This window comes from Achromobacter sp. JD417, assembly GCF_041879325.1.
GTDB classification, from domain to species: domain Bacteria; phylum Pseudomonadota; class Gammaproteobacteria; order Burkholderiales; family Burkholderiaceae_B; genus Achromobacter; species Achromobacter mucicolens.
The window spans coordinates 117,437-140,955 of record NZ_CP087159.1; the positions used below are offsets into that span (position 1 = coordinate 117,437).

Here is a 23,519-nt window from a genome sequence, read left to right on the forward strand (position 1 = left end):
TGTGCTTGAACTATCCAACCTGGACGACATCGTGGCGCTGCGCCGTGACATCCACATGCACCCGGAGCTTTGCTATGAAGAGCACCGCACGGCCAAGGTGGTGGCCGACACGCTGCGCGGGTGGGGCATCGAAACGCACACGGGCATTGCCAAGACGGGCGTGGTGGGTGTGATCAAGCGGGGCACGTCGGACCGGGCGATCATGCTGCGCGCCGACATGGATGCGCTGCCGATGCAGGAAGAGAACCAGTTCGAGCACCGCTCGCGTCACGACGGCAAGATGCACGGCTGCGGTCATGACGGCCACACCGCAATGCTGCTGGCTGCGGCGCAGCATTTGCAGACAGCGGGCGGCTTCGACGGCACCGTGTACCTGTGCTTTCAGCCGGCCGAGGAAGGCGGCGCGGGCGGCCGGGCGATGATCCAGGATGGCCTCTTCACGCGGTTTCCGTGCGAGGCGGTCTTCGGCATGCACAACTGGCCGGGTTTGCCGGCCGGTGCCTTCGGTGTCTGTGCCGGCCCGATGATGGCGGCGGCCAATGGCTTCAAGATCACGGTCAAGGGCAAGGGCGGCCATGCCGCCGCGCCGCAGGACTGCAGTGATCCGGTGCCGGCGCTCTTCGCCATCGGCCAGTCGCTGCAGACGATCCTGACGCGCAGCAAGCGTCCGCTGGATGCGGCGGTGCTGTCGATCACGCAGGTGCAGGCGGGGGGCAGCGTCATCAACGTGATTCCCAATACCGCGTGGCTCGGTGGCTCGGTGCGCGCCTACAGCACCGACGTGGTCGATTTGATCGAGCGGCGCATGCAGGAGATCGCGCCCAGCATCGCCGCGGCGCATGGCTGCGAGGCCGAGGTGTACTTCGAGCGCCGCTACCCGGCGCTGGTCAACACCGCGGCCGAAACGGAATTCTGCATGGGCGTGATGCGCGAGGTCGTGGGCGAGGACCGCGCGCTGACCATCGAACCGGCCATGGCATCGGAAGACTTTGCCTTCCTGCTGCAGGAAAAGCCGGGGTGCTACGTGTTCCTGGGCAACGGCGATGGCGAGCACCGCATGGCGGGCCACGGGCTGGGCCCCTGCATGCTGCACAACGCCAGCTATGACTTCAATGATTCCTTGATTCCGGCGGGGGCTTCGTACTGGGTTCGCCTGGCGCAACGCTACCTTGCCTGATGGGCTTTACCGCAATCCGTTTCACCCACGCAGTGCTACGCAACATCACCAGGACGATATGAAAAAGAAGACGTTGTTCATCAAGGCCGCGGGGGCGGCCCTGGCAATCATGGCAAGCGGCGCGATGGCGCAGACCTGGCCGGCCAAGCCGGTCACCGTGGTCGTGCCGTACACGGCCGGCGGCAGCGCCGATGCGATCGCGCGGCGTCTGGGCGACGCGCTGCGCAAGGAAGCGAACATCACGGTCATCGTCGAGAACAAGCCCGGCGCGGGCGCGTCCGTGGGCACGGACTACGTGGCGCGCGCGCAGCCGGACGGCACCACGCTGCTCTTGGCTTCGACCAGCCCGCTGACTATCTTTCCGCATCTGGCCAAGACCAACTACGACCCGATGAAGGACCTGACGCCGTTGGCCAGCGTGGCCGTCGCGCCGGTGGCCATCGTGGCGACCAAGGCGTTGCCCGTGAAGGATTTTGCGGGCCTCGTGGAATATGCCAAGGCGCATCCCGAAGGCGTGCGCTATGGCACGCCCGGTCAGGGCACGGTCGCGCACATCGGCATGGCGGCGGTCACCGCGCAGACGGGGACCAAGATGCTGCATGTTCCCTACCGCGGCAACAGCCAGGCGCTGACCGACGGCCTGGGCGGCGTGGTGGAACTGCTGGTGGTCAACAGCGACGTGGTGTTGCCGCACGTGGCCAACGGCGCGCTCAAGCCGCTGGCGGTGATGGCGCCGCAACGCCTGGCCGCGTGGCCGGACGTGCCGACGATGGCCGAGCTGAAACTGCCGCAGGCGCAGTACTACTCGAACTTCGGCATCTTCGCGCCGGCCAACCTGCCGCCCACGGTGTCGCAGCCCTTGCAGGCCGCGTTGACCAAGGCGGTGGCCAGCGCCGAGTTCCAGGAGCTTCTGGCCAAGTCGTTCCTGCAGCCGGGCACGGCGTCGGGCGAGGCGTTTGCCAAGCAGGTGCAGGCCGAGTTCACGAATAACGCCCGCCTCATCAAGGAAGGCAATATCAAGGCGGAGTGATCGGCGGTTTGCGGTGGCACTTCGGCGCGGCGGCGGTCGATCCGCCGCGCGCAGATGCGCCGAGACGCCGCCTGCGTCAAAAGACCAGCACCAATGCAAAACGCGCGGCCCTTTACGGCTCGCGCGCTTCTTCTTAGCCGTTCGGCGGCCCGGATCAGCTCCCGCGCGGCCCGAACATGATCACGAGCATCCCGGCGATGCACAGGCTCACGCCGATCCAGTCGCTGGCGCTGGGACGCACGCCGTCCACCGCCCACAGCCACAGCAGCGCCATGCCGATGTAGACGCCGCCGTACGCGGCATAGACGCGGCCGGACGCCGTCGGGTGCAGCGTCAGCAGCCAGGCAAATAGCGCCAAACTCAGCGCGGCGGGCGCCAGCAGCCAGATGGAGTGTCCTTTGCGCAGCCAAAGGTAAGGCAGGTAGCAGCCGATGATTTCGGCCAGGGCGGTCAGGACGAACAGGCCCAGCGTTTGAAGTGCTGCCATGCGGACTACGGCTTCTGCGCCAGCAGGGCGCGGCACTGGCGCTCCTGTTCGCTGATTTCTTGCAGCGTATCGTCGATGTCGCGGCGCTGTTGCTCCAGCGTGGCGCGGTGCTGCTCCAGCACGGACAGGTATTGGCGCAGCTGGACTTCGGTGTCGCCGGGTCCGTCGTACATGTCGATCAGCGTCAGGATCTCGGACAGTTGCAGGCCCAGCCGCTTGCCGCGCAGGGCAAGTTTCAGGCGCGTGCGGTCTCGCGGTCCGAAAATGCGGTTGCGGCCCTCGCGCGCCGGGCTGACGATTCCCTGGTCTTCGTAGAAGCGGATCGTGCGGGGCGTGACGTCGAACTCGCGGGCGAGCTCGGAGATGGTCCAGGTTGACGAGGGCATGCGACGTGTGGCAGTTTACGTAAACGTAAATTATGATGACTTGACGTGATCGTCAAGCGTGGAGCGAGAGGCAATGAACCCCAACGAGCAGAAGCTTCAGTATCCCTGGGCCGATTTCCAGCCCGAGGCCGGCCGCGCGCATGCAGTGGCGGAGGGCGTCAAATGGATCCGGATGCCGCTGCCGTTCGCGCTGGATCATATCAACCTCTGGCTGCTGCGCGACAACATCGACGGCCAGGACGGCTGGACCATCGTCGACTGCGGCATTTCGCGCGACGAGGTGAAGACGCTGTGGGAAGACGTGTTCAAGAACGAGCTGGACGGCCTGCCCGTGCTGCGCGTGCTGGTCACGCACATGCACCCGGACCACATCGGGCTTGCCCACTGGCTGTGCGAGCGCTGGAAAGCGCGGCTGTGGATGACGATGACGGACTACATGGTGGCGTCGCTGTGGTCGTCGCGCCGCACGGATGCGGGGGCGGGCCCTGGCGGGCAGTCGGCGGTCGAGCATTTCGCGCGCCACGGCCTGACCGACCCGGACTCGCAGGAGCAGATCCGCCAGCGCGCAAGCTACTACCCCAACCTGGTGCCCGCCGTGCCGTCGCGGTACACCCGCATCATGGACGGCGACCAGGTTCGCATCGGCGGGCGCGATTGGCGCGTGATCGTGGGCTACGGGCACGCGCCGGAACACGCGTCGCTGTTTTCGCCTGATCTTGGCGTGCTGATCTCCGGCGACATGGTGCTGCCGCGCATTTCCACCAACGTCAGCGTCTTCGATTACGAACCCGACGCCAATCCGCTGCCTTTGTATCTGCGCTCGCTGCACGGCTATGACGGCCTGCCTCGCGACACGTTGGTGCTGCCGTCGCACGGCCGCCCGTTCAAGGGCCTGCATGAACGCATCACGCAGCAGCACGAGCATCATCGCGACCGGCTGGCCGAGGTGCTGGAAGCCTGTGCGGTGCAGCCGCAATCGACCTCTGACATCGTGCCGGTGCTGTTCAAGCGCAAGCTGGACTTGCACCAGCTGACCTTCGCGATGGGCGAGGCGCTGGCGCATCTGCATGCGCTGTACTTCGAAGGCAAGCTCTCGCGGGCGCAGGATGCAGACGGCATCGTGCGGTTCAAGGCGGCTTGATTGGCATGATGGGCGGCCGGGCGATGCGAGCATCGCTGCTCGTGTCCGGCTGCCGGTGTCCCGCTGATCGCGTGCCGCCGCTGGGAATCAGCACCAGCGCGACGATTAGCGGTGCCTAGCGGGAAGCCGTCGCCAGCCTGACGGCCAGTCCCACAAACACCAGCGCGGCAATGCGATTCAACCAGCGCTTGGCCGTCACCGAACGCTGCAGCAATTCCCCGAACGCACCCGAGAAGAACGCGATCGCCCCGAACACCAGCAGCGTCGACACGATAAACACCGCACCCAGTTGCATCGTCTGCAAACCCACCGGCCCGAGCCGCGGCGACGTGAATTGCGGCAGGAAGGCGAAGAAGAACAGCAGCACCTTCGGATTGGTAAGGTTCATGACGATGCCGCGGCGGTACAACGCGCCGGGCCGCATGGGTTCGGGACGTTTTCCGTCTTCGGATTCGAGGGGGGCGCGCAGGATCTGCCAGGCCAGGTACGCCAGATAGGCCGCGCCCGCCAGCTTGAGCACCGTGAACGCGACGGGCGAAGCGGCGAACACGGCGGCCAGGCCGACCGCAACCGCCGCCGTGTGTCCCAGCAAGCCGGTGCACAGCCCCAGCACCACGAACATGCCCGCCTTGCGTCCCCAGATGGCGGACTGCATCAGCACAAAGAGATTGTCCGGCCCCGGCGTCAGCGCCAGCAGTACGGCAATGCCAAAGAATGCGATCAGGGTGTCGAGGGGCAGCATGGAGTTTCTTCGGTATCGGAGCAGCGGATGCGACGGGGCGGTGGAAGCGACAAGTCCATTCGGTCAGCGGCGTAGCGTTGAAGCCACCGCGTCATTGGCGCGAGGACAGCGTCGCCCGGACAGCGCCGGACAGCAAGTGGCATGATAAGGGCAAAGCCGACCACGACAGGAGACAGACTGATCATGACCGTTGCCGCTCAGCACGCTAAAAGCGCCCATAACGCCGACGACGCCCCGCCTGATGCCGCGCTCCAAGAATGGCTGCTGGCCCGCCACAGTTGCCGCGCCTTTCTGCCAGAACCCGTGCCCCGCGCCACCGTCGAGCGCATCCTGACGCTCGCGCAGCGCACGGCGTCCTGGTGCAACTGCCAGCCGTGGCAGGTGGCGATCACTGAAGGCGACGCCACCCGGCGCCTGCGCGATGCGCTCGAGCGCCGCGCGCAGGTCGAAGGCTTCAAGCCTGATTTCTCGTTCCCGCGCGAATACCGGGACGAATACCTGGCCCGTCGCCGCGAATCCGGCTTTCAGCTGTACGGCGCCGTGGGCGTGCCGCGCGGCGACCGCGAGGCCTACCGGCGGCAAGAGATGCGCAACTTCGCCCTCTTTGACGCGCCGCACGTCGCCATCATCACGACGGACGAGGCGCTGGGCGAATACGGCGCCATGGATTGCGGCGGCTATGTCGCCAATTTCCTGCTGGCCGCGCAAGCCAATGGCGTGGCGACCGTGGCCCAGGCGTCGCTGGCGATGTATCCCGAGGTGCTGCGCGAAGTGCTGGGCATCGGACCTGACCGGCGCGTGGTCTGCGGCATCTCTTTTGGGTTTGAGGACACGGCGCATCCGGCCAACAGCTACCGCACCCGCCGCGCGGATTTGTCCGAGACGGTTCAATGGATCGGCTGAAATTCCCGCCGCGTCCTGATATGGTTTGGTTTTCCCGGCTTTGACGCACCTCTACAAGATGCCTACCAAACACATCGATACGGTTCTCCAGCACGCGGGCACCGCCCCGTTCAATCCCGAGACCGGCACGGCGCCGGTGCCGCTGCCGCCCATGCGGGCCAGCACGGTGCGCTTTGCCAATCTCGCCGCGCTGGAAAACGCGCAGCGCAGCAAGGCGGCCGGGGGGCGCGCATCCACGTATGGCCGCATGGGCATGGACACGCATGCCGCGCTGGAAGAGGTGTTCACGCAACTCGAAGGCGGCACGCACTGCTATCTGGCGTCCTCGGGTCTGTCGGCCATGACGATGGTGATGATGGCGCTGTGCTCGGCTGGCGACCATGCATTGATCTCGGACAGCGTGTACGGTCCGATGCGCGAGCTGGACGACGCGGTGCTCAAGCGCATGAACATCGACATCACCTACTTTGCGGCGGGTGAGGACATCGATGCGCTGGTGCGGCCCAACACCACGCTGTTGTACGTGGAATCGCCGGGTTCCCTGCTTTTCGAAATGCTGGACATGGGCGCGATGGCCGCCATCGCGCAGCGTCACGGGCTGGTGCTGGCCACCGACAACACCTGGGGGTCGGGCTACATCTACCGGCCGCTGACGCTGGGCGCGCAGGTCTCGGTCATCGCGGGCACCAAGTATGTGGGCGGGCACTCCGACCTGATGCTGGGCGCGGTGGTCACCAACGACGAGGGCATCGCCCGCAAGCTGAACCGCACGCAGTATGCGATGGGCTACTCCATCAGTGCGGACGACGCCTGGCTGGCATTGCGCGGCGTGCGTACCATGCCCATCCGCATGGCCCAGCATGCGCGCCACGCCATGCAGGTGTGCGAATTCCTGAACGCCCGTCCCGAGACCGTGCGCCTCTTCCATCCGGCCTGGCCGAAGGATCCCGGCCACGATTTGTGGAAGCGCGATTGCACGGGGTCGAACGGCATGCTGTCGGCTGAACTGGCCCTGTCCCCGGCCGCGGCGCGCCGTTTTGTCGATGCGCTGACGCTATTTGGGATCGGCTTCTCGTGGGGCGGGTATGAAAGCCTGGTGCAGCTCGTATCGCCCAAGGATCTGTCCAAGCACCGCTATTGGGGCGAAGGCGAGAACCCGGTCGTGCGTCTGCACATCGGGCTGGAGTCGCCCGAGGACATCATTGCGGACCTGACGCAGGCCTTCGAGCAGGCGGCGGAAGTCAAGGAATAAGCGGAGACCGGCGGGGGGCGGCTGCCGGACGGCTGCCCCGAAGCGCGCTAGCGGGCACAGGCGCGCGGCCCAGCAGCCGAGTAACCTCCCCATTGGCCCACGCGCCCAATCACCCCGCCGTCTCGCGGATCCACGCGCCGATGCGCGCCGCGATGTCGTCGCTGTTGTCGTCCATCATGGGCATGTGCGAATTGCCTGCGATACCCATTTCCGCCAGCCGCCACGTCTGCACCCGCCCGCCGTGGCGCGCCAGCGCATCGGCGTAGGCGGCACCGGATTCGCCAAGCTTTTCCCACAGCGGCGTGGCATCCAGATAATCGCCATAGACAAACAGAAACGGCTTATCCGCCACGCAGTCGGCGACAACCTCGCTGGAAAACCCGGACGGCTCGATGCCGATCACCCCGCGCACCAGCGCCGGCCGCGCGTGGAGCGCCCGGTAGGCCACTTCACCGCCGTGGCTGTGCGCCAGCACCAGGCACGGTCCGACGCGGTCCAGCGCCGCGCAAAAACCGTGCAATGCGGCATCGTTGTTGCCCAGCCAGCGCGGCACGGCGTGGCGGATGAAGTCGTCGAAATGGTCTACCGGAAAGCGCTGTCCCGCAAACGCCTGCCGCGCCGCGAAATCCTCCGCGCGGCCAAACCGGAACAGCGACCAGCTTTCCTCGGCGTTGCGGATGATGGGCGGCTCGGGCCAGACCTGCGCAAACGGCGCCCACCCGGCGCGCCCGCGCTCCACGTTGTCCACCACATAGACCGCATGGCCCTGTCGCAGAAAATGCTGCATCCAGCCGGACCGCCCATCGGGCGTCTGTTCCCACATTGCGCCGGTCATCCCGCCGCCGTGCAGCAGCACGATGGGCAGCGGATGCGCCAGGCGCGCGGGGATGAAGAACTGCACGTAGGCCTGCTCGAAGTGATAGAGGCCGTTGGGGTCGTAGGCCAGCGATGCCGACTGCGTGAAGGCGATGTCGCGCTTTGGCTGCCCTTCGATGCGTACAGGCCGGCCCCCCGCGTAGAAGCTGCCAAAGTCGGCCAGCGCCAGCGCCTGCGTCATGGCTTGACCAGCGGGCATTGGCTGTCGGACAGCGGCCATGCCAGCGACTCGCCGGGGATGGTGCGCACGATGTTGTAGTAGTCCCAAGGCGCCTTGGACTGCTCGGGCGTCTTGACCTGCGCCAGCATCATGTCGCGCACCACCAGGCCATCGGCGCGGATATGCGCGTTCAGGCTGAAGGGATCGTCGATCGGCATGGACTTCATCTTGGCCATCACCGCGTCCGCGTCGACTGAGCCAGCCGCCTTCACCGCCTGGAGGTAATGGCGCACCGAACTGTAGACGCCGGCCTGCAGGAAGGTGGGCGGACGGCCCACGCGCGCCTCGAACTTCTTGGTGAAGGCGCGGGTGCCGTCGTTCATGTCCCAATAGGAAGGCACGGTCAGGTAGGTCTTTTGCGCGGCAGCGAGCCCAAGGCTATGCACGTCGGTCAACAGCAGCAGCATCGCGGCCAGTTGCTGCGCGCCGCCGATGCCGAATTCCGCGGCCTGCTTGATGGCCGAGATGGTGTCGCCGCCCGCGTTGGCAATCGCGATGATCTGGGCCTTGGAGCCCTGCGCCTGCAGCAGGAAGGACGCGAAGTCCGGCGCATTGAGCGGATGAAAGACGGTGCCGGCGATTTCGCCGCCGTTGGCCTTGACAACCGTTTCCGTGTCCGCAGCGAGCTGCTTGCCGAATGCGTAATCGGACGCCAGGATGAACCAGCGCTTGCCGCCCTCTTTCACGACGGCGGTGGCGGTGCCGCGCGACAGCGCGTAGGTGGTGTAGGTCCACTGCACGCCGTAGGGCGAGCACTGCGCCTGCGTCAGCGCGGTGGTGCCGGGGCTGGAGAACAGCACCAGCTTTTTCTTTTCGCGCGCGATGCCTTGCACGGCCAGCGCGACGGACGAGTTGGGCACGTCCACCACCACGTCCACGCCTTCGGTGTCGTACCACTTGCGGACCATGCTGCTGCCGATGTCGGGGCGGTGCTGGTGATCGCCGGACACGAGCGTGATGGGCTTGCCGAGCAAGGTGCCGCCCATCTCTTCGATGGCGAGCCGGGCGGCTTCCACCGACCCCTTGCCCGTGGCGTCGGCGGTAACGCCCGCCATGTCCGTCAACACGCCGATCTTGACGCCGTCGGCGGCGTTGGCGTGGGCCAGGCCCGTTGCGAGCGACAGGCACAGGCCCAGCGCCGCGCTGCTGCGCGAGAAGTGCTTCTTCATTTGTCTTCCACCCTTTTGATGCCGTGCTTGCGGCGATTTTTATGGCGAAAGTGTAGCCCGTCCCCCTGGAGACGCGGCTGAACGAAGCCTGAATGAAAACGCCCCGGCCGGAGAGGCTCGGGGCGTTTGCGATGCCGCGGTTGCGCGGGATCTTGCGCGACTTACTTGGCGCGCGCCATCGGGATCAGCGCGTTCACCTGCTTCAAGGCGCCTTCGTAGCTGTTGCCCGCCATGACCGGCGAGGTCATGAACTTGCCGCCCACGGCGAACGACGGGGTGCCTTCGATGCGGTAGGCGTCGGCGAGCTGGTTGGCGCGCTGCACCTGGGTCTGGACGCTGAACGAATCGAACACCGAGTCGAACTTGGCGCGGTCCACGCCCTGGGTGGCGATCCACTCGCCCATGGCCTTCTTGTCGAACAGGCGCTTGTGCTCGCCGTGGATGGCCGTGAAGACCTTGGCGTGCAGGTCGGGACGGTCCAGGGCCTGCAGCGTGTAGTACAGCTGTTGCAGCGGCTTCATGCCGGCGTTGAAGGCGATCGGCACTTGCTTGAGGACGACGTCGGACGGCGCGGTCTTGACCCAGTCTTCCACCATGGGTTCCATGGCGGCGCAGTGCGGGCACGAATAGGCAAAGAATTCCAGGACCTCGACCTTGCCCGGGGTGTCCGACGGCAGCGGCGGGTTGATGGGCACGTACTGCTGGGCGCCTTGCGCGTGGCTGGCCGGGCTGAAGAACGCGGTGGCGGTCAGCGCGGCGGCTGCCAGGATGCGGATGAGCTTGGGGGACAGCATGGGTGAGGTTCCTGAATAAAAGGCTACAGACAGGCCCGGGGCCGGATTAGTTCAATGCAAAACGATCCGCCGCGTGGCGCTACTGGCGCACCACGGCGGTTTCGATCTTGTTCTCGCCCAGGCGGCCACGTGCCCGGTTCATGTCGTCCAGGCGGGCAAACGGGCCGACGCGGACGCGATTGATGGGCTTGCCGTTCAGTTCCGCCTTCTGCACCGCGACCGGCAGACCCAGCAGAATGATGCGCGCCTTGAGCGATTCGGCGTCGTTTTCGCCGCGGAAGGCGCCCGCTTGCAGGTAGTACGTGCCCGTGGCAGCGGGGGCGGCAGGCTTGGCCGAGGCCGTGGCCGTGGGGGCGGCCTTGGAGATGGGCGTGGGGGCGGACGCGGTGGCGGGGGGCGCCGCCGGGGCAGCGGCCGGCGCCCGGGAAGTCGGCAGCGTGGCAATCAGCGCACCCAGGTCGTCCAGCTTGGCGGGCGTCTCGTCGCCCTTGCCCGGCGCGCCTGCGCCCGGCAGCGGAGCCGGCGCGGTGGCGGTGGGACCGGTGGGCGGGGCGCCCGCCGCCCCGTCGCGGCCATAGAGGCCCGCGTTGGGGTCCGGCGCCGAGCGCGGATCGGGCAGCTTGCCCGTATCGCCCTGGCGGCTGGCCCGGTCCACGAAGGGAACGGGCGCCTTGGTGACATAGAACGCGACGACGGCGGCGACGATCAGCCCGATCAGCAGACCGGCCAGCGCCCCGTACAGGGTGCTGCCGCTTTCGCCGGAGGAACGGCGGGTGGATTTGCGCTTGGTGGCCATGAACCGATGTTACATCCGCTCGGGCGCGGAAACGCCCAAGAGCGCCAGGCCGTTTGCCAGCACCTGGCGGGTGGTGGCGGCCAGGCGCAGGCGGGCCAGCTTCACGGCGGTGTCGTCGACCAGCACGCGCTCGGCGTTGTACCAGGCGTGGAAGTCGGACGCGCAGTCGCGCAGCCAGAACGCAATGTGGTGCGGCGACAGGTCCTGGGCGGCCAGCGCCACCACCTGCGGGAATTCGGCCAGGCGCTGCATCAGCGCGAATTCGGTCGGCGCGGTCAGCAGCGCGGCGTCAGCCTGGGCCACGTCGGCGGCCGGCATGCCGGCGTTGTTGATGACCGAGCAGATGCGCGCGTGGGCGTACTGGATGTAATAGACCGGATTCTCGTCGCTCTTGGACAGGGCCAGGTCCACGTCGAACACGAATTCCGTGTCGGCGCGGCGCTGGATCAGGAAGTAGCGCACCGCGTCGCGGCCCACCCAGTCGATCAGGTCGCGCATGGTCACGTAGCTGCCGGCGCGCTTGGAGATCTTGACCTCTTCGCCGCCGCGCATGACCTTGACCATCTTGTGCAGGACGTACGACGGGTAATCCTTCGGGATGCCTTCTTCCAGCGCCTGCAGGCCGGCGCGCACGCGGGCCACGGTGCCGTGGTGGTCGCTGCCCTGGATGTTCACGGCGCGGTGAAAGCCGCGCTCCCATTTGGCCTTGTGATAGGCCACGTCCGGGACGAAATAGGTGTAGCCGCCCTCGCTTTTACGCATGACGCGGTCTTTGTCGTCGCCCGTGCCCAGTTCGGTGGTGCGCAGCCACAGCGCGCCGCCTTCCTCGTAGGTGTGGCCGCCGGCAATCAGCGCCTTGACCGTCGCTTCGACGCGGCCGGACGTGTAGAGCGAGCTTTCCAGGTAGTAGTTGTCGAACGCCAGGCCGAACGCCTGCAGGTCCAGGTCCTGTTCGCGGCGCAGGTAGGCCACGGCGAAGGCGCGGATGTCGTCCAGGTTGTCGATGTTGCCCGTGGCGGTGACGGGCTCGCCGTCGGACGCCTGGATGGTCTTGCCGTCCTGGAAGTCGCGGGCGATATCGGCGATGTAGTCGCCCTTGTAGCCGTCTTCGGGCCAGTCGGGGGAATCGGTGGTCAGGCCGCGGGCGCGGGCCTGCACGCTGATCGCCAGGTTCTGGATCTGGTTGCCGGCGTCGTTGTAGTAGAACTCGCGGGTGACGTCCCAGCCGACGGCGTCGTACAGGCGGCACAGCGCGTCGCCCAGCGCGGCCTGGCGGGCATGGCCCACGTGCAGCGGCCCTGTGGGGTTGGCCGACACGAATTCGACCAGGATCTTTTCGCCCAGGCGCGGGGCGCGCCCGTAGGCCTCGCCCTGCTGGGCCACCGCGGCGATCACGGCCTGGCGCGCGGCCGGGGTGATGCGCAGGTTGATGAAGCCGGGACCGGCCACTTCGGCGCTCTCGACCAGCGCGGCGGCGTCGGGATTGGCCATCACGGCGTCCACGATGCCCTGGGCCAGTTCGCGGGGATTGCGTCGGGCAGGCTTGGCAAGCTGCATGGCCACGTTGGTGGCGACGTCGCCGTGGGCGGCAACCTTGGGGCGCTCCAGCAGCACGTTGGGCTGGGCGTCGGGCAGGCTTTGCGCGACGGCGGCCTGGATCAGGGAGATTAGCTGTTTCTGTTGCTCGAGGAGCATGGGCGTCTGGCGTGGTTCTGGGTGAGTGACGATGGCGGCACGGCGCTTGCGGCCTGCCGGCGATCCGCGTCGCGCCGACGGGCGCGGGGCACGGTGCCGTCCGGCGGGTGGCCGGCAAGCCGGCGCGCGCATGCCGGAATCAGGGCCGGCGCGGCGCCTGCTGTCACGGGAAACCCCTGAATCATAGTTGATTTGGGGGCGCCAGTTGGCATCATGGGGACGTTGCGGTAGTGTACGTAGCTAAGGTAATCATTGTGGGAGACCAGAATATGCTGATCACTTTTCACTCCAAGGTCGTGGCCGAAGTCCTGATGCTGACCGACCACGCCGGGCCCCTGCTGCAGGCGGCCGGCAAGTCCGTCGGCGACAAGATCCCCGAACGCGGCGTCTTCACCGTCGAGCAACTGGGACCGGCCATCAGCGGCATCGAACGCGCGATCGACGAGTACCAGCACGCCCACGAAGGCCAGGACGAGGAAGACGACGACAAGCCCGCCGTCGCTCCGATGGCGCGCATGGTGGGCCTGAAGGAACGCGCTTTTCCGCTGCTGGACATGATGCGCCAGTCGCAAGCCGCGGGCGCCGAAGTCACCTGGGAAGTGTCGCGGGGCTGGTAAGGATATGTCGCCGGACGGACAATCTGTCCGGCGTTTTTTGCCTACCCTGTTGGCCTGACGCCTTCTGACGGAGTTTTTCCCATGCGCAGCGACATCACCATCGTTTTCGACCCCCGCCGTTCGCTGGACCTGTCCGCGAACGTCGAACCCTCCCCGCAACGCCAGGCCGATGCACGCGACTGGTTCGACAGCGCCTGGGAAACCCTGGGCTGCGAGCCGCTGCGCCCCAGCGGCAAGGTCCTGTTGCTGGACAAGGTGCTGGGTGTGGCCGACGCGCTGGGCTACGACACGCTGTCCACCGACGAAAAGGAAGCCCGCGAATTTGCCGAGCACCTGGCGCTGGCGCTGGAGCGTCCGCGTATCACGGTGGACCTGCCGGGCCTGACTGTGGGGTACTGAAACGCCGCCCCATCCAACGAGAAACCCCGCCTGAGCGGGGTTTTTTTTGCGGCGCATCCGGCTGGCGGTCCTTAGCGGATCCCCGCCCGCATGAACGACTGCACGAACTGGCGCTGGAACAGCAGGAACGCGATCAGCAGCGGCGCGGCCGACATCAGGGTCGCGGCGGTGATCACGGACCAGTCGATGCCCTGGTCCGTGGACGAGAACACCTGCAGGCCGACCGTCAGCGGCCGGGACTCGACCGAGTTGGTGATGATCAGCGGCCACAGGAAGTTGTTCCAGTGATGGCTGACCGACACCAGCCCGTAGGCCACATAGATCGGCTTGGCGAGCGGCACGTACACCTTCCAGAGCACCTGCAGCGGGTTCGCGCCTTCCATGCGGGCCGCTTCCTCGAGTTCGCGCGGAACCGTCTTGAAGGTCTGGCGCAACAGGAAGATGCCGAAGGCCGACGCGAAGTACGGCAGGCCGATGGCAAACACCGTGTCGCGCACGCCCAGCAAGCTCATCGACCGGTAGTTCTCCACCAGCAGCACGTCCGGCATGATCATCAGCTGCAGCAGCACCAGCATGAAGACGAAGTCGCGGCCGCGGAACTCGAAGCGCGCAAACGCGTAGCCGGCCAGCGTCGACAGCACGAGCTGCGCGGCCAGCACCATCGTGACCAGCACGAACGTGTTCAGGAAGTAGCGCGGAAACGGCGCCGCATTCCAGGCACGCACGAAGTTGTCCAGCGTCAGCGGCGCAAAAAGGTCAAAACGCGTTGCGTAGGCGGGCGGATGGAAGGCCGCCCACATGGCGTACGCCAGCGGCAGGATCCACAACAGGCCCAGCGCCCAGGCGCCCAGGGTATCGAGCTTGTCTTTCATTGGTAGTGCGTCCTGCGGTCCAGCCAGCGGAACTTGATCAGCGCGGTCAGCGCCAGCACCACCAGCAACACGACGGTCAGGGTCGCGGCGTAGGCCGTGTCCCAGAAGCTGAATCCCACCTGGTAGATGTAGTAGAGAAGCAGCGTGCTGGCGTTGTCGGGGCCGCCGCGCGTCATCACCACCACATGGTCGACCAGCCGGAACGCGTTGATCAGTGCGTTGATCAGCACGAAAAGCGTCGTCGGCATCAAGAGCGGCCACAGCACACGCCGGAAGTACTGCCAGCGCGATGCGCCTTCCAGCATGGCCGCTTCACGCAGCGACGGCGACACCGTCTGCAACGCCGCCAGATAGAAGATCATGAAAAAGCCGGATTCCTTCCACACGGTCACCAGCATCAGGGCGGGCAGCGCGGTCTCGCGGTTGCCCAGCCAGTTGGGACCGGGCGATCCGAACCAGCCCATCACCTGCGCGATCAGCCCGTATTGCGGCGTGTAGAAGAACAGCCAGATGTTGGCCACCGCCACCATGGGCAGCACCGTCGGCGTGAAATACGCCATGCGCAGGAAGCCGCGGCCGGTAAGGTTGCGGTTCACCCACAGCGCCATGATCAGCGCGATGCCGATCGAGGTGGGAATGGTGCCCAGCGCGAACCACAGGTTGTTCCAGAGCGACTGCCAGAACACCGGATCGTCGCGCATGACGGCGTAGTTCTCCAGCCCGACGAAGCGGGCCGGGCGCGCACCCTTGGGCGTGGAGAAAAAGCTGTGCCAGAGCGTCGCCACCGCCGGGTAATGCGTGAAGGCGGCGAGCAGCACGATGGCTGGCAGCAGAAGCAGCCAGCCATAAAGCGCATTTAAAGAGCGGCTCATCGTGCTTGGGGTCGGTTACTTGTAGGAACGCAGTATGCGATCGGACTCGCGCTGCGCGTCGGTCAGGGCCTGCTGAGGCGTCTTCGAACCCGTCAGCGCCGCCTGCAGGGCGTCGTTCAAGGTCTTGGTGACGCGCTGGTTCTCATGCGTGGAGAATTCGGCCACGCTGACTTCCAGCTGGTCGCGCGCGACCGTGGCGGCCGGCACTTCCTGCGCGTACTTCTTCATCTTCTCGGTTTCCCAGGCGGCCGGCGTCACGGCCACGTAGCCCGTGGCGATGCTCCAGTCGGCCGCGCGCTCGGGCGTGGTGGCCCACTGCGCGAACTTCAGCGCCGCTGCCTGCTGCTCCGGCGTGCCGCTCTTGAAGATGTAGAAGTTGCCGCCGCCCGTGGGGCTGCCGCCGCGCTTTTGCTGCGGCATCATCGCCACGCCAAACGGGAAGTCGGCGTTCTTGCGGATGTTGGTCAGGTTGCCGGTGGTGGTCCACACCATGGCGGCCTTCTTTTCCAGGAAGTCCTTGGGCGTGGTACCCCAGTCGATCGTGCCGGTCGGCATGATCTTGTGCTTGGCCGACAGGTCGCGCCAGAACTGGGCCGCTTCGACCACGGCCGGCTTGTCCAGGTAGACCTCGTTGCCGGCTTCGTTCATCAGGATCGCGCCGTTGGGCGTGGTCAGCGCCTGGAACAGCCAGTACGCGAACGCGCCGCCCGAAGGAATCTCGATGCCCCACTGCGTGGTGTTGCCCGAGGCGTCCTGCTTGGTCAGCTTCTTGCCGTATTCGACCAGCTCGGCCCAGGTCTTGGGCGGCTTTTCGGGATCCAGGCCGGCGGCCTTGAAGAGATCCTTGTTGTAGTACATGACGATCGTCGAACGCTGGAACGGCACGCCCCAGGTGTGGCCGCCGGTGCGGCTGTTCTGCATGAAGGCGTCATAGAAGCCGCCCAGCCACTTCTTGTCGGCGTCGGTCTTGGCCAGGCCGTCGATCGGGACGATGGCGTCCTCGTCGATCAGCGTGAACATGTCGGTGGACAGCAGCACCGCGAGCTGCGGCGGGGTGCCGCCCTTGAGCGCGGTCAGCGCCTTGGCGATGGAGTCCTGGTACGAACCGGCGTAGATCGGCTTGATCTTGATGTTGGGGTTTTCCTTCTGGAAGTCCGTCACCATGTCATCAACGATTTTGGTGATCGGGCCGCCGACGGCAACCGGGTAGTAGAACTCGACCTCGACGGGCTTGTTCTGCGCCTGCACAGGCAGAGACAGGCAGGCGGCGGCCAGGCTGGCGGCCAGGGTCTTGAGTACGATGCGTCGCATGGTGTGTTTCCTTTCCTGTGTGGGCTATTCGTTCTAGTGCCCGTCGGTGTTGATGACCGCCGAATCGGCGGCAAAGAAATGCTGTTGCCCGTCCGGCCAGGACAGGCGCAGCGGCTCGCCGGCGCTGGCGCGCAGGTGGCCGCCGACCCGCACGGCCACGCCGCTCGTGTCGCCGATGCGGCACACCACGATGGAGTCCGCGCCGAAGTACTCCACGCTTTCCACGGTGGCGGCGATGCCGTCGCCGTCGATGCGGATATGTTCCGGACGCACGCCAAGCTTCACGGCGCCAGCCGGGGCGTTTGCGATGACCGGGCCTTGCGTGCCGGCGATCACCGTGCCGCCTGCTTGCTGCGCCAGGTTGATCAGGTTCATGGGCGGCGTGCCGATGAAGCGCGCGGCGAACTCGCTGGCCGGCCGCGCATACAGGCCGTCGGGCGTGTCGTGCTGTTCGATCTGGCCGCCGCGCAGCAGCACCACCTGATCGGCCATGCTCATGGCTTCGGTCTGGTCGTGCGTCACGTAGACCATCGTGATGCCCAGGCTCTGCTGCAGCGCGCGGATCTCGCGGCGCATTTCGTGGCGCAGCTGCGCGTCCAGGTTGGAAAGGGGTTCGTCCATCAGGCAGACCGGCGCCTCGGAGATCACGGCGCGGCCCAGCGCCACGCGCTGCTGCTGCCCGCCCGACAATTGCGACGGCTTGCGGTCCAGGAGGTGAGTCAGGCCCAGCAGGCTGGCCACGCGCTGCAGGCGCCGGTCGAAGTCCTTGGCGGGCTCCTTGCGCACCTTCAGGCCGAACAGGATGTTCTCGCGCACTGTCAGGTGCGGAAACAACGCGTACGACTGGAACACCATGGAGATGCGCCGCTTGGCAGGCGGCAATTGCGTGACGTCGCGGTCGCCGATGCGGATGCTGCCCGATGTGGGCGTATCCAGGCCGGCGATCATGCGCAGCGTCGTTGACTTGCCGCAACCGGACGGACCGAGCAGGACGGTGAAGCTGCCGGCCGGAACCGTGAAGCTCACGCCTTGAATCGCCGCCGCGCCGGCGTACTGTTTGGTGAGGTTATCCAGAACGATGGATGACATGCTGTCTCGTAGATCTAATTGTTAGATCCGCATTGTTGCCTGTTATGAAAACCTTTTCATTGTGCAGCGCAAACATGACGGATATGTGGCAATGCGTGTTTCCTGGTCCCGGTCGTCAGCCGAAGGGATACGGCCCGGGGTATTCCCCCAGAACGGCGTGGTGCGTGACCAGATTGCCGCCCTGCCACCAATGCAGCTGGTAGCCGGGCGGTTCCATGATGTATTGCAGCGTGGGGCGCGGACCCAGCTCCAGCGCAAGCTGGTGGGCTGTGCCCGGACACGTCGAGGCGATGGTGCCGCCAAAGCGCTGGAAGATCGTGCGGTGCAGGTGGCCGCAAAGCACGCGCTCCACGTTGGGGTAGCGGGCAACGATGCGCTCCAGCTCCGGCGCGCCGGCCAGAAGGCCGATGTCGTCCATGTGCTCGATGCCGGTCAAGAACGGCGGGTGGTGCATCAGCACCAGCGTGGGCCGGCCGGGCTGCTCGGCCAGGCGTTCGGCCAGCCAGTCCAGGCGCGTCTGGCACAGTTCGCCGTGGCTCTTCATCGGCACGACGGTGTCCAGCGCCAACAGGCGCAGCGGATAGGTCTCGACGGCGTACTGGACGAACGGTCCGCCGTCCTGCAGGTACGCGTGGTCGGGAAACGCGGCGCGCAACTGCGCGCGATCGTCGTGATTGCCGGGCATCAGGAAATACGGAATCTCCAGCGCCTGCAGGTGTTCGCGCAGCGTCTGGTATTCGATGGGCTTGCCCAGGTCCGTCAGGTCGCCGGTGATCAGCACGCAGTCGGGCCGCGGCGTCAGGGCATTGAGGGCGCGAACCGCCGGCGCCAGGAACGCCTCGGGGTCAATGACGCCGTAGGCCTTGTCTCCCGGGGTGCGCATGTGAAGGTCGGTGATCTGAGCGATGAGCATGGCGCGTGGAAATCTGGAAATGGTTGGATTGTTGAGCAGGCTGCGCCTAGCGGCGCACGGACGCCGCGGTGCCGCCCACGACGATGCAGTGCGGCAGGCGGTTCGATTGCGGCGGCTGGCCATGAATCTGCGCCAGCAGGTTGGAGCAGGCCGTCTGCCCGATGCCGTCGCTGGGCTGCGCGACGGTGGTCAGCGGCGGCGTCAGCAGGGCGCCAAAGCGCATGCCGTCAAAGCCGCACACCGAGATGTCGGCCGGCACGGACAGCCCCAGCCCCACCAGATCGGCGATGACGGCGGTGGCCAGCAGGTCGTTCGAGCAGAAAAGCGCCGTGGGCGCCTGCTTGCCGCGCAACGCGGCCTTCAGCGCGTCCACGTCGCTACCGGTATGCGAACTCATGGAGATATGCTGGATTGCATCCAGGCCCAGCTTCTTGGCGCTGGCGCGTGCGCCCATCAGGCGGCGGCGGGCGCGGTCCGATGCGGTCAGCGGGCCGGTCACCAGCGCGATGCGCTTGTGCCCCATCGCCGCCAGATGCGCGACCATGTCGCTTGCCGCGGCGCGATTGTCGACGGAAGCAAAGGGATGGTCGTTCGATTCGTTGTAGACCAGCACATAGGGAATGCCGCTGCGGTCCAGATCGTCCAGGGTGGCGCTTTTGCCCACGTCAGCCACGGTCAGGATGAGGCCATCGACCTGATGGTCGATCAGTCCCTGCACCGCGGCCGATTCCACGGCGGGGTCGTAGCCGGTGGCGGTCAGCATGACGCTGTAGCCCGATTCGCGAGCGCGCCGCTCCGCGCCTTCAAAGCACTCCGCAAACACGGGATTGGACAGCGTGGGCAGGATCAGCCCGATGGTGCGGGTGCTGCCCGAACGCAGGCTGCGGCCGACGCGGTTGGGACGGAAGCCCGCGCGCTTGGCGATGTTGCGGATGTGCGCCAGCGTGTCGGGGTGCACGATCTCGGGCTGGTTGAACGCGCGCGACACCGTCGCCGGCGAGACGCCTGCCTTGCGAGCCACTTCGATGATGGAAAAGCGGGGCGACGGGCGCGTGGCCATGAATGAATCGCTGCAAGTTTGCTGAAAACGATTTCATCTTACTTGAGGAATATGACCTTTGTATTGCACGGGTTTGCGCTATGCTGGTGCGAACGCAACAACACAAAGCCACGGCGCGGCGCGTGTTTTCGCGGAAAACCCGGCGTTTCGGTGTTTTTCCCAATTGACTGACGCGAAGCGCACAATGGCAGGGTCGGTGTGTGCGGGCATGGCGCTGGCTTGAATGGGCGGTGGGCATGTCCGGCATACCCTCGGTCAAGGGGACCGGGTGCGAAGGATCATCCGCGCTTGTCGCGGCACCGGCAAAGAGGAAAGAATCATGTCTATTGCCTTGAACAGACTGGGCGCGGTCCAAGCCGCGCACAAGCTGCAACGGCGCGAATTGACCGCAGTGCAATTGGTGCGCGCCTGCTTTGCGCGCATCGAACAGCGCGAAAGCACCGTCCATGCCTGGACGGCCCTGCAAAAACAGGCTGCGCTCGACCAGGCCGAAGCCCTCGACAAGGGCGCGTTGCGCGGCCCGCTGCACGGCCTGCCCATCGGCGTGAAAGACCTGTTCGACACCGTCGATCTGCCTACCCGCTACGGGTCCCCCATTTACGACCGGCACCGTCCGGGCCTGGACGCCGCCTCGGTGGCGCTGTGCCGCGGCGCCGGCGCCCTCGTCATCGGCAAGACCGTCACCACCGAATTCGCGACCTACCAGGCCGGTCCCACGCGCAATCCGCGCAACGAGGCCTACACGCCCGGCGGCTCGTCCAGCGGCTCGGCGGCTGCCGTGGCGGACGACATGGTGCCCTTCGCACTGGGGTCGCAGACGGCCGGTTCCATCATCCGGCCGGCCTCCTACTGCGGCGTCGTCGGCTTCAAGCCCACCTTTGGACGGATCCCGCGCGCGGGCGTGAAGAGCCTGGCCGAATCGCTGGACACCCTGGGCGGCTTTGCGCGGTCCGTGGAGGACGTGGCGCTGTTCTCGTCGGTCCTGATGCGCGATCCCCGCGTGCTGGACCTGTCCTATCACGACGCGCCGCGCGTGGGCATGTACCGCAGCTTGCAGTGGCGTCACGCGCAGCCCGAAACCAAGGAGGCGTTCGCGCAGGCCGCGGCGATCCTGTCGCGCGCTGGCGCCAAGGTCGAGGAAGTGCCGCTGCCGCCGGAGCATTGCGTGCTGGTGCAACTGCATTCGGACATCATGGCGTTCGAGGCCTCGCAGGCGCTTGCCTATGAACGGCTGGAGCATGCCGCGCAGCTGAGTTCCAAACTGCAGGCGATCCTGGAGTCCGGCGCGCAGATCAGCGCCGAACAGCACATCAAGAACCTGGCGCGCGCAGCCGAATCGCGTGCGCGGGTCGATACGTGGTTCCAGCAGTACGACGTGCTGCTTGCGCCCAGCGCCAGCGGCGAGGCGCCCTTCGCCGACCTCGGCACGGGTGATCCGCAGTTCTCGCGCGCGTGGACGCTGTTTGGCCTGCCTTGCCTGAACCTGCCGTTTGCCACCGGCCCGCAGGGTCTGCCGGTGGGATTGCAACTGGTCGGCGCGCGCCATGAAGACCATCGCCTGCTTGCCATCGGCGCGTGGATCCACGCGCGCCTGCTGGCCGCCACGGCGCCGGACATCGGCGCGTCGGACATGTGGCCGCGCGGCTGAATGCTGCGGATGGGTGTCTGACACCCTGGCGAATCCTCGTCATGCCAAGCCGGCCTCCCAAGGGTGTCAGACACCGCCCTACACCGAAGCCGGCCTCCCAAGGGTGTCAGACACCCTGCCACACCGTGCTTCACCTTGCCCTTCAAAGACGAATCACACGCAATGAAAAAGCCCGCCGGATAAGGCGGGCTTCATTTTGTGCCCCGTTGTCGGGGGCTTCAGGCCTGGTCGTGGATCACACGGCTTCGGCGGTTTCCTGTTCGGCGGTGACGGCGCCCGAATTGATGTGGCGGTTCACGGCGCTCAGCACGGCCTGGAACGACGCCGTCACGATGTCGCGGTCGATGCCCACGCCAAAGCCCGTGGCGGATTCGCCGACGCGCAGCTCGACGTAGGAAGCGGCGCGCGTGCCGGTGCCGGTGCCGATGGCGTGCTCGTGGTAGTCCATGATGCGAACCGGCACGTCCAGCGCGGCCACGAAGGCGGAAATCGCGCCGTCGCCCTTGCCGCGCACCACACGGCGTTCGCCGTTGAATTCAAGTTCGGCTTCGATGCTGAAGTGCTGGCCTTCGCCGGCCGACGGATCGCCGTCGATGCGATGGCGGATCAGCTTCCACGGCGCCTTTTGCTCAAGGTACTCGCGGTTGAAGATCGTGTGCACGTCGTCGGCGGTGACTTCGCGGCCGGTCTCGTCCGTGACGCGCTGGATGGCGCGGCTGAATTCGATCTGCAGGCGGCGCGGCAACACCAGGCCATGTTCCTGCTCGAGCAGGTACGACACGCCGCCCTTGCCCGACTGGCTGTTCACGCGGATCACGGCGTCGTAGCTGCGGCCGAGGTCGGCGGGGTCGATCGGCAAGTAAGGCACTTCCCAGACCGCGTCCGGCTTCTGCAACGCAAAGCCCTTCTTGATGGCGTCCTGGTGCGAGCCCGAGAATGCGGTAAAGACGAGGTCGCCGGCGTACGGATGGCGCGGATGGACGGGCAACTGGTTGCAGTATTCGGCGCAGCGGCGCACTTCGTCGATGTCCGAGAAGTCCAGGCCGGGATGCACGCCTTGCGTGTAGAGGTTCAGGGCCAGCGTGACGAGGTCGACGTTGCCGGTGCGCTCGCCGCTGCCAAAGAGGCAACCCTCGATGCGGTCGGCGCCGGCCATCACCGCAAATTCGGCGGCGGCAACAGCGGTGCCACGGTCATTGTGCGGGTGGACGCTGAGCACGATGCTGTCGCGGCGGGCCAGGTTCTTGTGCATCCATTCGATCTGGTCGGCGTACAGGTTGGGCGTGGTGGCTTCGATCGTGGCGGGCAGGTTCAGCACCATCTTGGCGTCGGGCGTGGGCTGCCAGACGTCGGCCACGGCGTTGGACACTTCCAGCGCGAATTCGGGTTCGGTCGTGCTGAAGACCTCGGGCGAGTACTCGTAGCCCCACTTCGTTTCGGGGCGTTGCGACGTGTACTGCTTGATGAGGCGCGTGCCGGTCGTGGCGATGTTCTTGATCTCGTCCTTGGACATGTTGAACACCACCTTGCGGAAGGCAGGCGCGCAGGCGTTGTACATGTGGACGATGGCCTGCTTGGCGCCGGCGGCGGCTTCGACGGTGCGGCTGATCAGGTCTTCGCGCGACTGGGTCAGCACGATGATGGTCACGTCGTCAGGGATGCGCTTTTCGTCGATGAGCTTGCGCACGAAATCGAAGTCGGTCTGCGACGCGGACGGAAAGCCCACTTCGATTTCCTTGAAGCCGATCTTCACGAGCTGCTCGAAGAAGCGGACCTTGCGTTCCACGCTCATCGGCTCGATCAGCGCCTGATTGCCGTCGCGCAGGTCCGTGCTCATCCAGATCGGCGCCTTGGTGATGCGGCGGCTGGGCCAGGTGCGTTCGGAAAAATCGCGGGCAAAGGGCGCGAAGGGGACGTATTTGGTGGCGGGGTTGGCAAGCATCATCACTACACCTCGATCGGTTTCTTGTGAATCCCGGCGCGCTTGGCGCTCGTCGGCATCGCGACCGGATGACGGTCTTGTGCCAGGGTTTGCCGTGATGGACGGCAGGATTCAGAGATAAAAGGGGA

23 protein-coding genes are annotated in these 23,519 nt (G+C 66.4%); 8 read left to right on the plus strand and 15 right to left on the minus strand.

Annotation, left to right across the window (positions count from 1 at the left end; genetic code table 11):
• Position 1 precedes the first annotated feature (1 nt).
• Together LN047_RS00550 and LN047_RS00555 are read left to right on the plus strand one after the other, a co-directional pair.
• A complete protein-coding gene (locus tag LN047_RS00550) occupies positions 2-1,177 on the plus strand; it encodes a M20 aminoacylase family protein (protein ID WP_373980908.1) in 1,176 nt (391 codons plus the stop codon).
• Positions 1,178-1,235: 58 nt separating this feature from the next.
• On the plus strand, positions 1,236-2,207 hold the full coding sequence (locus LN047_RS00555; RefSeq protein WP_373980909.1) for a Bug family tripartite tricarboxylate transporter substrate binding protein: 972 nt from the start codon (positions 1,236-1,238) through the stop codon (positions 2,205-2,207).
• Positions 2,208-2,361: 154 nt separating this feature from the next.
• Here the strand turns inward: LN047_RS00555 and LN047_RS00560 are convergent, their stop codons facing one another.
• Entirely contained in the window at positions 2,362-2,694 is a 333-nt protein-coding gene (locus tag LN047_RS00560; RefSeq protein WP_373980910.1) for a YnfA family protein, read from the minus strand.
• 5 nt (positions 2,695-2,699) lie between these two features.
• Entirely contained in the window at positions 2,700-3,080 is a 381-nt protein-coding gene (locus LN047_RS00565; RefSeq protein ID WP_056327734.1) for a MerR family DNA-binding transcriptional regulator, read from the minus strand.
• A 73-nt stretch (positions 3,081-3,153) separates the two neighbouring features.
• On the opposite strand from LN047_RS00565, the gene LN047_RS00570 reads away from it, so the two are divergent.
• A complete protein-coding gene (locus tag LN047_RS00570) occupies positions 3,154-4,221 on the plus strand; it encodes an MBL fold metallo-hydrolase (protein ID WP_373980911.1) in 1,068 nt (355 codons plus the stop codon).
• A gap of 115 nt (positions 4,222-4,336) precedes the next feature.
• On the opposite strand, the gene LN047_RS00575 is transcribed toward LN047_RS00570, so the two are convergent.
• Positions 4,337-4,963 carry a LysE family translocator gene (locus LN047_RS00575; protein WP_152383112.1) on the minus strand — a complete coding sequence of 209 codons (627 nt, stop codon included), beginning with the start codon at positions 4,961-4,963 and terminating at the stop codon, positions 4,337-4,339.
• 183 nt (positions 4,964-5,146) lie between these two features.
• On the opposite strand from LN047_RS00575, the gene LN047_RS00580 reads away from it, so the two are divergent.
• Together LN047_RS00580 and metC are read left to right on the plus strand one after the other, a co-directional pair.
• On the plus strand, positions 5,147-5,866 hold the full coding sequence (locus tag LN047_RS00580; RefSeq protein ID WP_373980912.1) for a nitroreductase: 720 nt from the start codon (positions 5,147-5,149) through the stop codon (positions 5,864-5,866).
• Positions 5,867-5,924: 58 nt separating this feature from the next.
• Positions 5,925-7,118, plus strand: a complete 1,194-nt coding sequence (gene metC / locus LN047_RS00585) for a cystathionine beta-lyase (protein WP_373980913.1) — start codon at positions 5,925-5,927, stop codon at positions 7,116-7,118.
• Between the two features lie 109 nt (positions 7,119-7,227).
• Here the strand turns inward: metC and LN047_RS00590 are convergent, their stop codons facing one another.
• The 5 genes from LN047_RS00590 to argS form a co-directional block, all read right to left on the minus strand.
• Positions 7,228-8,193 carry a hypothetical protein gene (locus LN047_RS00590; protein ID WP_373980914.1) on the minus strand — a complete coding sequence of 322 codons (966 nt, stop codon included), beginning with the start codon at positions 8,191-8,193 and terminating at the stop codon, positions 7,228-7,230.
• Entirely contained in the window at positions 8,172-9,383 is a 1,212-nt protein-coding gene (locus LN047_RS00595; RefSeq protein ID WP_175156337.1) for an ABC transporter substrate-binding protein, read from the minus strand. Before LN047_RS00595 ends, LN047_RS00590 begins: the two co-directional genes overlap by 22 nt.
• Positions 9,384-9,544: 161 nt before the next feature.
• Positions 9,545-10,177 (minus strand): thiol:disulfide interchange protein DsbA/DsbL, encoded by a 633-nt coding sequence (locus LN047_RS00600; protein WP_056327737.1) that lies wholly within the window; start codon positions 10,175-10,177, stop codon positions 9,545-9,547.
• Between the two features lie 79 nt (positions 10,178-10,256).
• A complete protein-coding gene (locus LN047_RS00605; protein ID WP_217618943.1) occupies positions 10,257-10,973 on the minus strand; it encodes an SPOR domain-containing protein in 717 nt (238 codons plus the stop codon).
• 9 nt (positions 10,974-10,982) lie between these two features.
• Entirely contained in the window at positions 10,983-12,668 is a 1,686-nt protein-coding gene (argS, locus tag LN047_RS00610) for an arginine--tRNA ligase (RefSeq protein ID WP_056327739.1), read from the minus strand.
• Between the two features lie 269 nt (positions 12,669-12,937).
• On the opposite strand from argS, the gene LN047_RS00615 reads away from it, so the two are divergent.
• The gene (locus LN047_RS00615) at positions 12,938-13,285 is read left to right on the plus strand and encodes a DUF1840 domain-containing protein (RefSeq protein WP_056327740.1); all 348 of its coding nucleotides are present in this window, start codon (positions 12,938-12,940) and stop codon (positions 13,283-13,285) included.
• A gap of 81 nt (positions 13,286-13,366) precedes the next feature.
• Positions 13,367-13,684 (plus strand): hypothetical protein, encoded by a 318-nt coding sequence (locus tag LN047_RS00620; protein WP_056327741.1) that lies wholly within the window; start codon positions 13,367-13,369, stop codon positions 13,682-13,684.
• A 71-nt stretch (positions 13,685-13,755) separates the two neighbouring features.
• On the opposite strand, the gene LN047_RS00625 is transcribed toward LN047_RS00620, so the two are convergent.
• The 6 genes from LN047_RS00625 to LN047_RS00650 all read right to left on the minus strand — a co-directional run bounded on the left by LN047_RS00625 (position 13,756) and on the right by LN047_RS00650 (position 19,801).
• On the minus strand, positions 13,756-14,556 hold the full coding sequence (locus LN047_RS00625; RefSeq protein WP_056327742.1) for a carbohydrate ABC transporter permease: 801 nt from the start codon (positions 14,554-14,556) through the stop codon (positions 13,756-13,758).
• Entirely contained in the window at positions 14,553-15,428 is an 876-nt protein-coding gene (locus tag LN047_RS00630) for a carbohydrate ABC transporter permease (protein ID WP_062840145.1), read from the minus strand. The genes LN047_RS00625 and LN047_RS00630 overlap by 4 nt, the downstream gene beginning before the upstream one ends.
• A gap of 15 nt (positions 15,429-15,443) precedes the next feature.
• Positions 15,444-16,739, minus strand: coding sequence for an ABC transporter substrate-binding protein (locus tag LN047_RS00635; protein ID WP_128829723.1), 1,296 nt, complete (start codon positions 16,737-16,739; stop codon positions 15,444-15,446).
• A 33-nt stretch (positions 16,740-16,772) separates the two neighbouring features.
• Positions 16,773-17,828 carry an ABC transporter ATP-binding protein gene (locus LN047_RS00640; protein WP_152383116.1) on the minus strand — a complete coding sequence of 352 codons (1,056 nt, stop codon included), beginning with the start codon at positions 17,826-17,828 and terminating at the stop codon, positions 16,773-16,775.
• A 115-nt stretch (positions 17,829-17,943) separates the two neighbouring features.
• Positions 17,944-18,741 carry a phosphodiesterase gene (locus tag LN047_RS00645; RefSeq protein WP_373980915.1) on the minus strand — a complete coding sequence of 266 codons (798 nt, stop codon included), beginning with the start codon at positions 18,739-18,741 and terminating at the stop codon, positions 17,944-17,946.
• A 46-nt stretch (positions 18,742-18,787) separates the two neighbouring features.
• Positions 18,788-19,801 (minus strand): LacI family DNA-binding transcriptional regulator, encoded by a 1,014-nt coding sequence (locus LN047_RS00650; protein WP_056327747.1) that lies wholly within the window; start codon positions 19,799-19,801, stop codon positions 18,788-18,790.
• Between the two features lie 319 nt (positions 19,802-20,120).
• Here LN047_RS00650 and LN047_RS00655 point away from each other — a divergent pair, with 319 nt between their 5' ends.
• Positions 20,121-21,449 (plus strand): amidase, encoded by a 1,329-nt coding sequence (locus tag LN047_RS00655; RefSeq protein ID WP_373980916.1) that lies wholly within the window; start codon positions 20,121-20,123, stop codon positions 21,447-21,449.
• 235 nt (positions 21,450-21,684) lie between these two features.
• Here the strand turns inward: LN047_RS00655 and leuA are convergent, their stop codons facing one another.
• Positions 21,685-23,394, minus strand: coding sequence for a 2-isopropylmalate synthase (gene leuA, locus LN047_RS00660; RefSeq protein ID WP_062840150.1), 1,710 nt, complete (start codon positions 23,392-23,394; stop codon positions 21,685-21,687).
• Between the last annotated feature and the right edge of the window lie 125 nt (positions 23,395-23,519).

Bases quoted from the DNA above. Each gene is read 5' to 3' on its own strand.
- LN047_RS00595 (WP_175156337.1), bottom strand. From the start codon at position 9,383: ATGAAGAAGCACTTCTCGCGCAGCAGCGCGGCGCTGGGCCTGTGCCTG.
- LN047_RS00570 (WP_373980911.1), top strand. From the start codon at position 3,154: ATGAACCCCAACGAGCAGAAGCTTCAGTATCCCTGGGCCGATTTCCAG.
- LN047_RS00555 (WP_373980909.1), top strand. From the start codon at position 1,236: ATGAAAAAGAAGACGTTGTTCATCAAGGCCGCGGGGGCGGCCCTGGCA.
- LN047_RS00650 (WP_056327747.1), bottom strand. From the start codon at position 19,801: ATGGCCACGCGCCCGTCGCCCCGCTTTTCCATCATCGAAGTGGCTCGC.
- LN047_RS00615 (WP_056327740.1), top strand. From the start codon at position 12,938: ATGCTGATCACTTTTCACTCCAAGGTCGTGGCCGAAGTCCTGATGCTG.
- LN047_RS00635 (WP_128829723.1), bottom strand. From the start codon at position 16,739: ATGCGACGCATCGTACTCAAGACCCTGGCCGCCAGCCTGGCCGCCGCC.
- LN047_RS00620 (WP_056327741.1), top strand. From the start codon at position 13,367: ATGCGCAGCGACATCACCATCGTTTTCGACCCCCGCCGTTCGCTGGAC.
- LN047_RS00605 (WP_217618943.1), bottom strand. From the start codon at position 10,973: ATGGCCACCAAGCGCAAATCCACCCGCCGTTCCTCCGGCGAAAGCGGC.
- LN047_RS00565 (WP_056327734.1), bottom strand. From the start codon at position 3,080: ATGCCCTCGTCAACCTGGACCATCTCCGAGCTCGCCCGCGAGTTCGAC.
- LN047_RS00560 (WP_373980910.1), bottom strand. From the start codon at position 2,694: ATGGCAGCACTTCAAACGCTGGGCCTGTTCGTCCTGACCGCCCTGGCC.
- LN047_RS00645 (WP_373980915.1), bottom strand. From the start codon at position 18,741: ATGCTCATCGCTCAGATCACCGACCTTCACATGCGCACCCCGGGAGAC.
- LN047_RS00655 (WP_373980916.1), top strand. From the start codon at position 20,121: ATGTCTATTGCCTTGAACAGACTGGGCGCGGTCCAAGCCGCGCACAAG.
- LN047_RS00625 (WP_056327742.1), bottom strand. From the start codon at position 14,556: ATGAAAGACAAGCTCGATACCCTGGGCGCCTGGGCGCTGGGCCTGTTG.
- metC (WP_373980913.1), top strand. From the start codon at position 5,925: ATGCCTACCAAACACATCGATACGGTTCTCCAGCACGCGGGCACCGCC.
- LN047_RS00590 (WP_373980914.1), bottom strand. From the start codon at position 8,193: ATGCCCGCTGGTCAAGCCATGACGCAGGCGCTGGCGCTGGCCGACTTT.
- LN047_RS00600 (WP_056327737.1), bottom strand. From the start codon at position 10,177: ATGCTGTCCCCCAAGCTCATCCGCATCCTGGCAGCCGCCGCGCTGACC.
- LN047_RS00575 (WP_152383112.1), bottom strand. From the start codon at position 4,963: ATGCTGCCCCTCGACACCCTGATCGCATTCTTTGGCATTGCCGTACTG.
- argS (WP_056327739.1), bottom strand. From the start codon at position 12,668: ATGCTCCTCGAGCAACAGAAACAGCTAATCTCCCTGATCCAGGCCGCC.
- LN047_RS00630 (WP_062840145.1), bottom strand. From the start codon at position 15,428: ATGAGCCGCTCTTTAAATGCGCTTTATGGCTGGCTGCTTCTGCTGCCA.
- LN047_RS00580 (WP_373980912.1), top strand. From the start codon at position 5,147: ATGACCGTTGCCGCTCAGCACGCTAAAAGCGCCCATAACGCCGACGAC.
- LN047_RS00640 (WP_152383116.1), bottom strand. From the start codon at position 17,828: ATGTCATCCATCGTTCTGGATAACCTCACCAAACAGTACGCCGGCGCG.
- leuA (WP_062840150.1), bottom strand. From the start codon at position 23,394: ATGATGCTTGCCAACCCCGCCACCAAATACGTCCCCTTCGCGCCCTTT.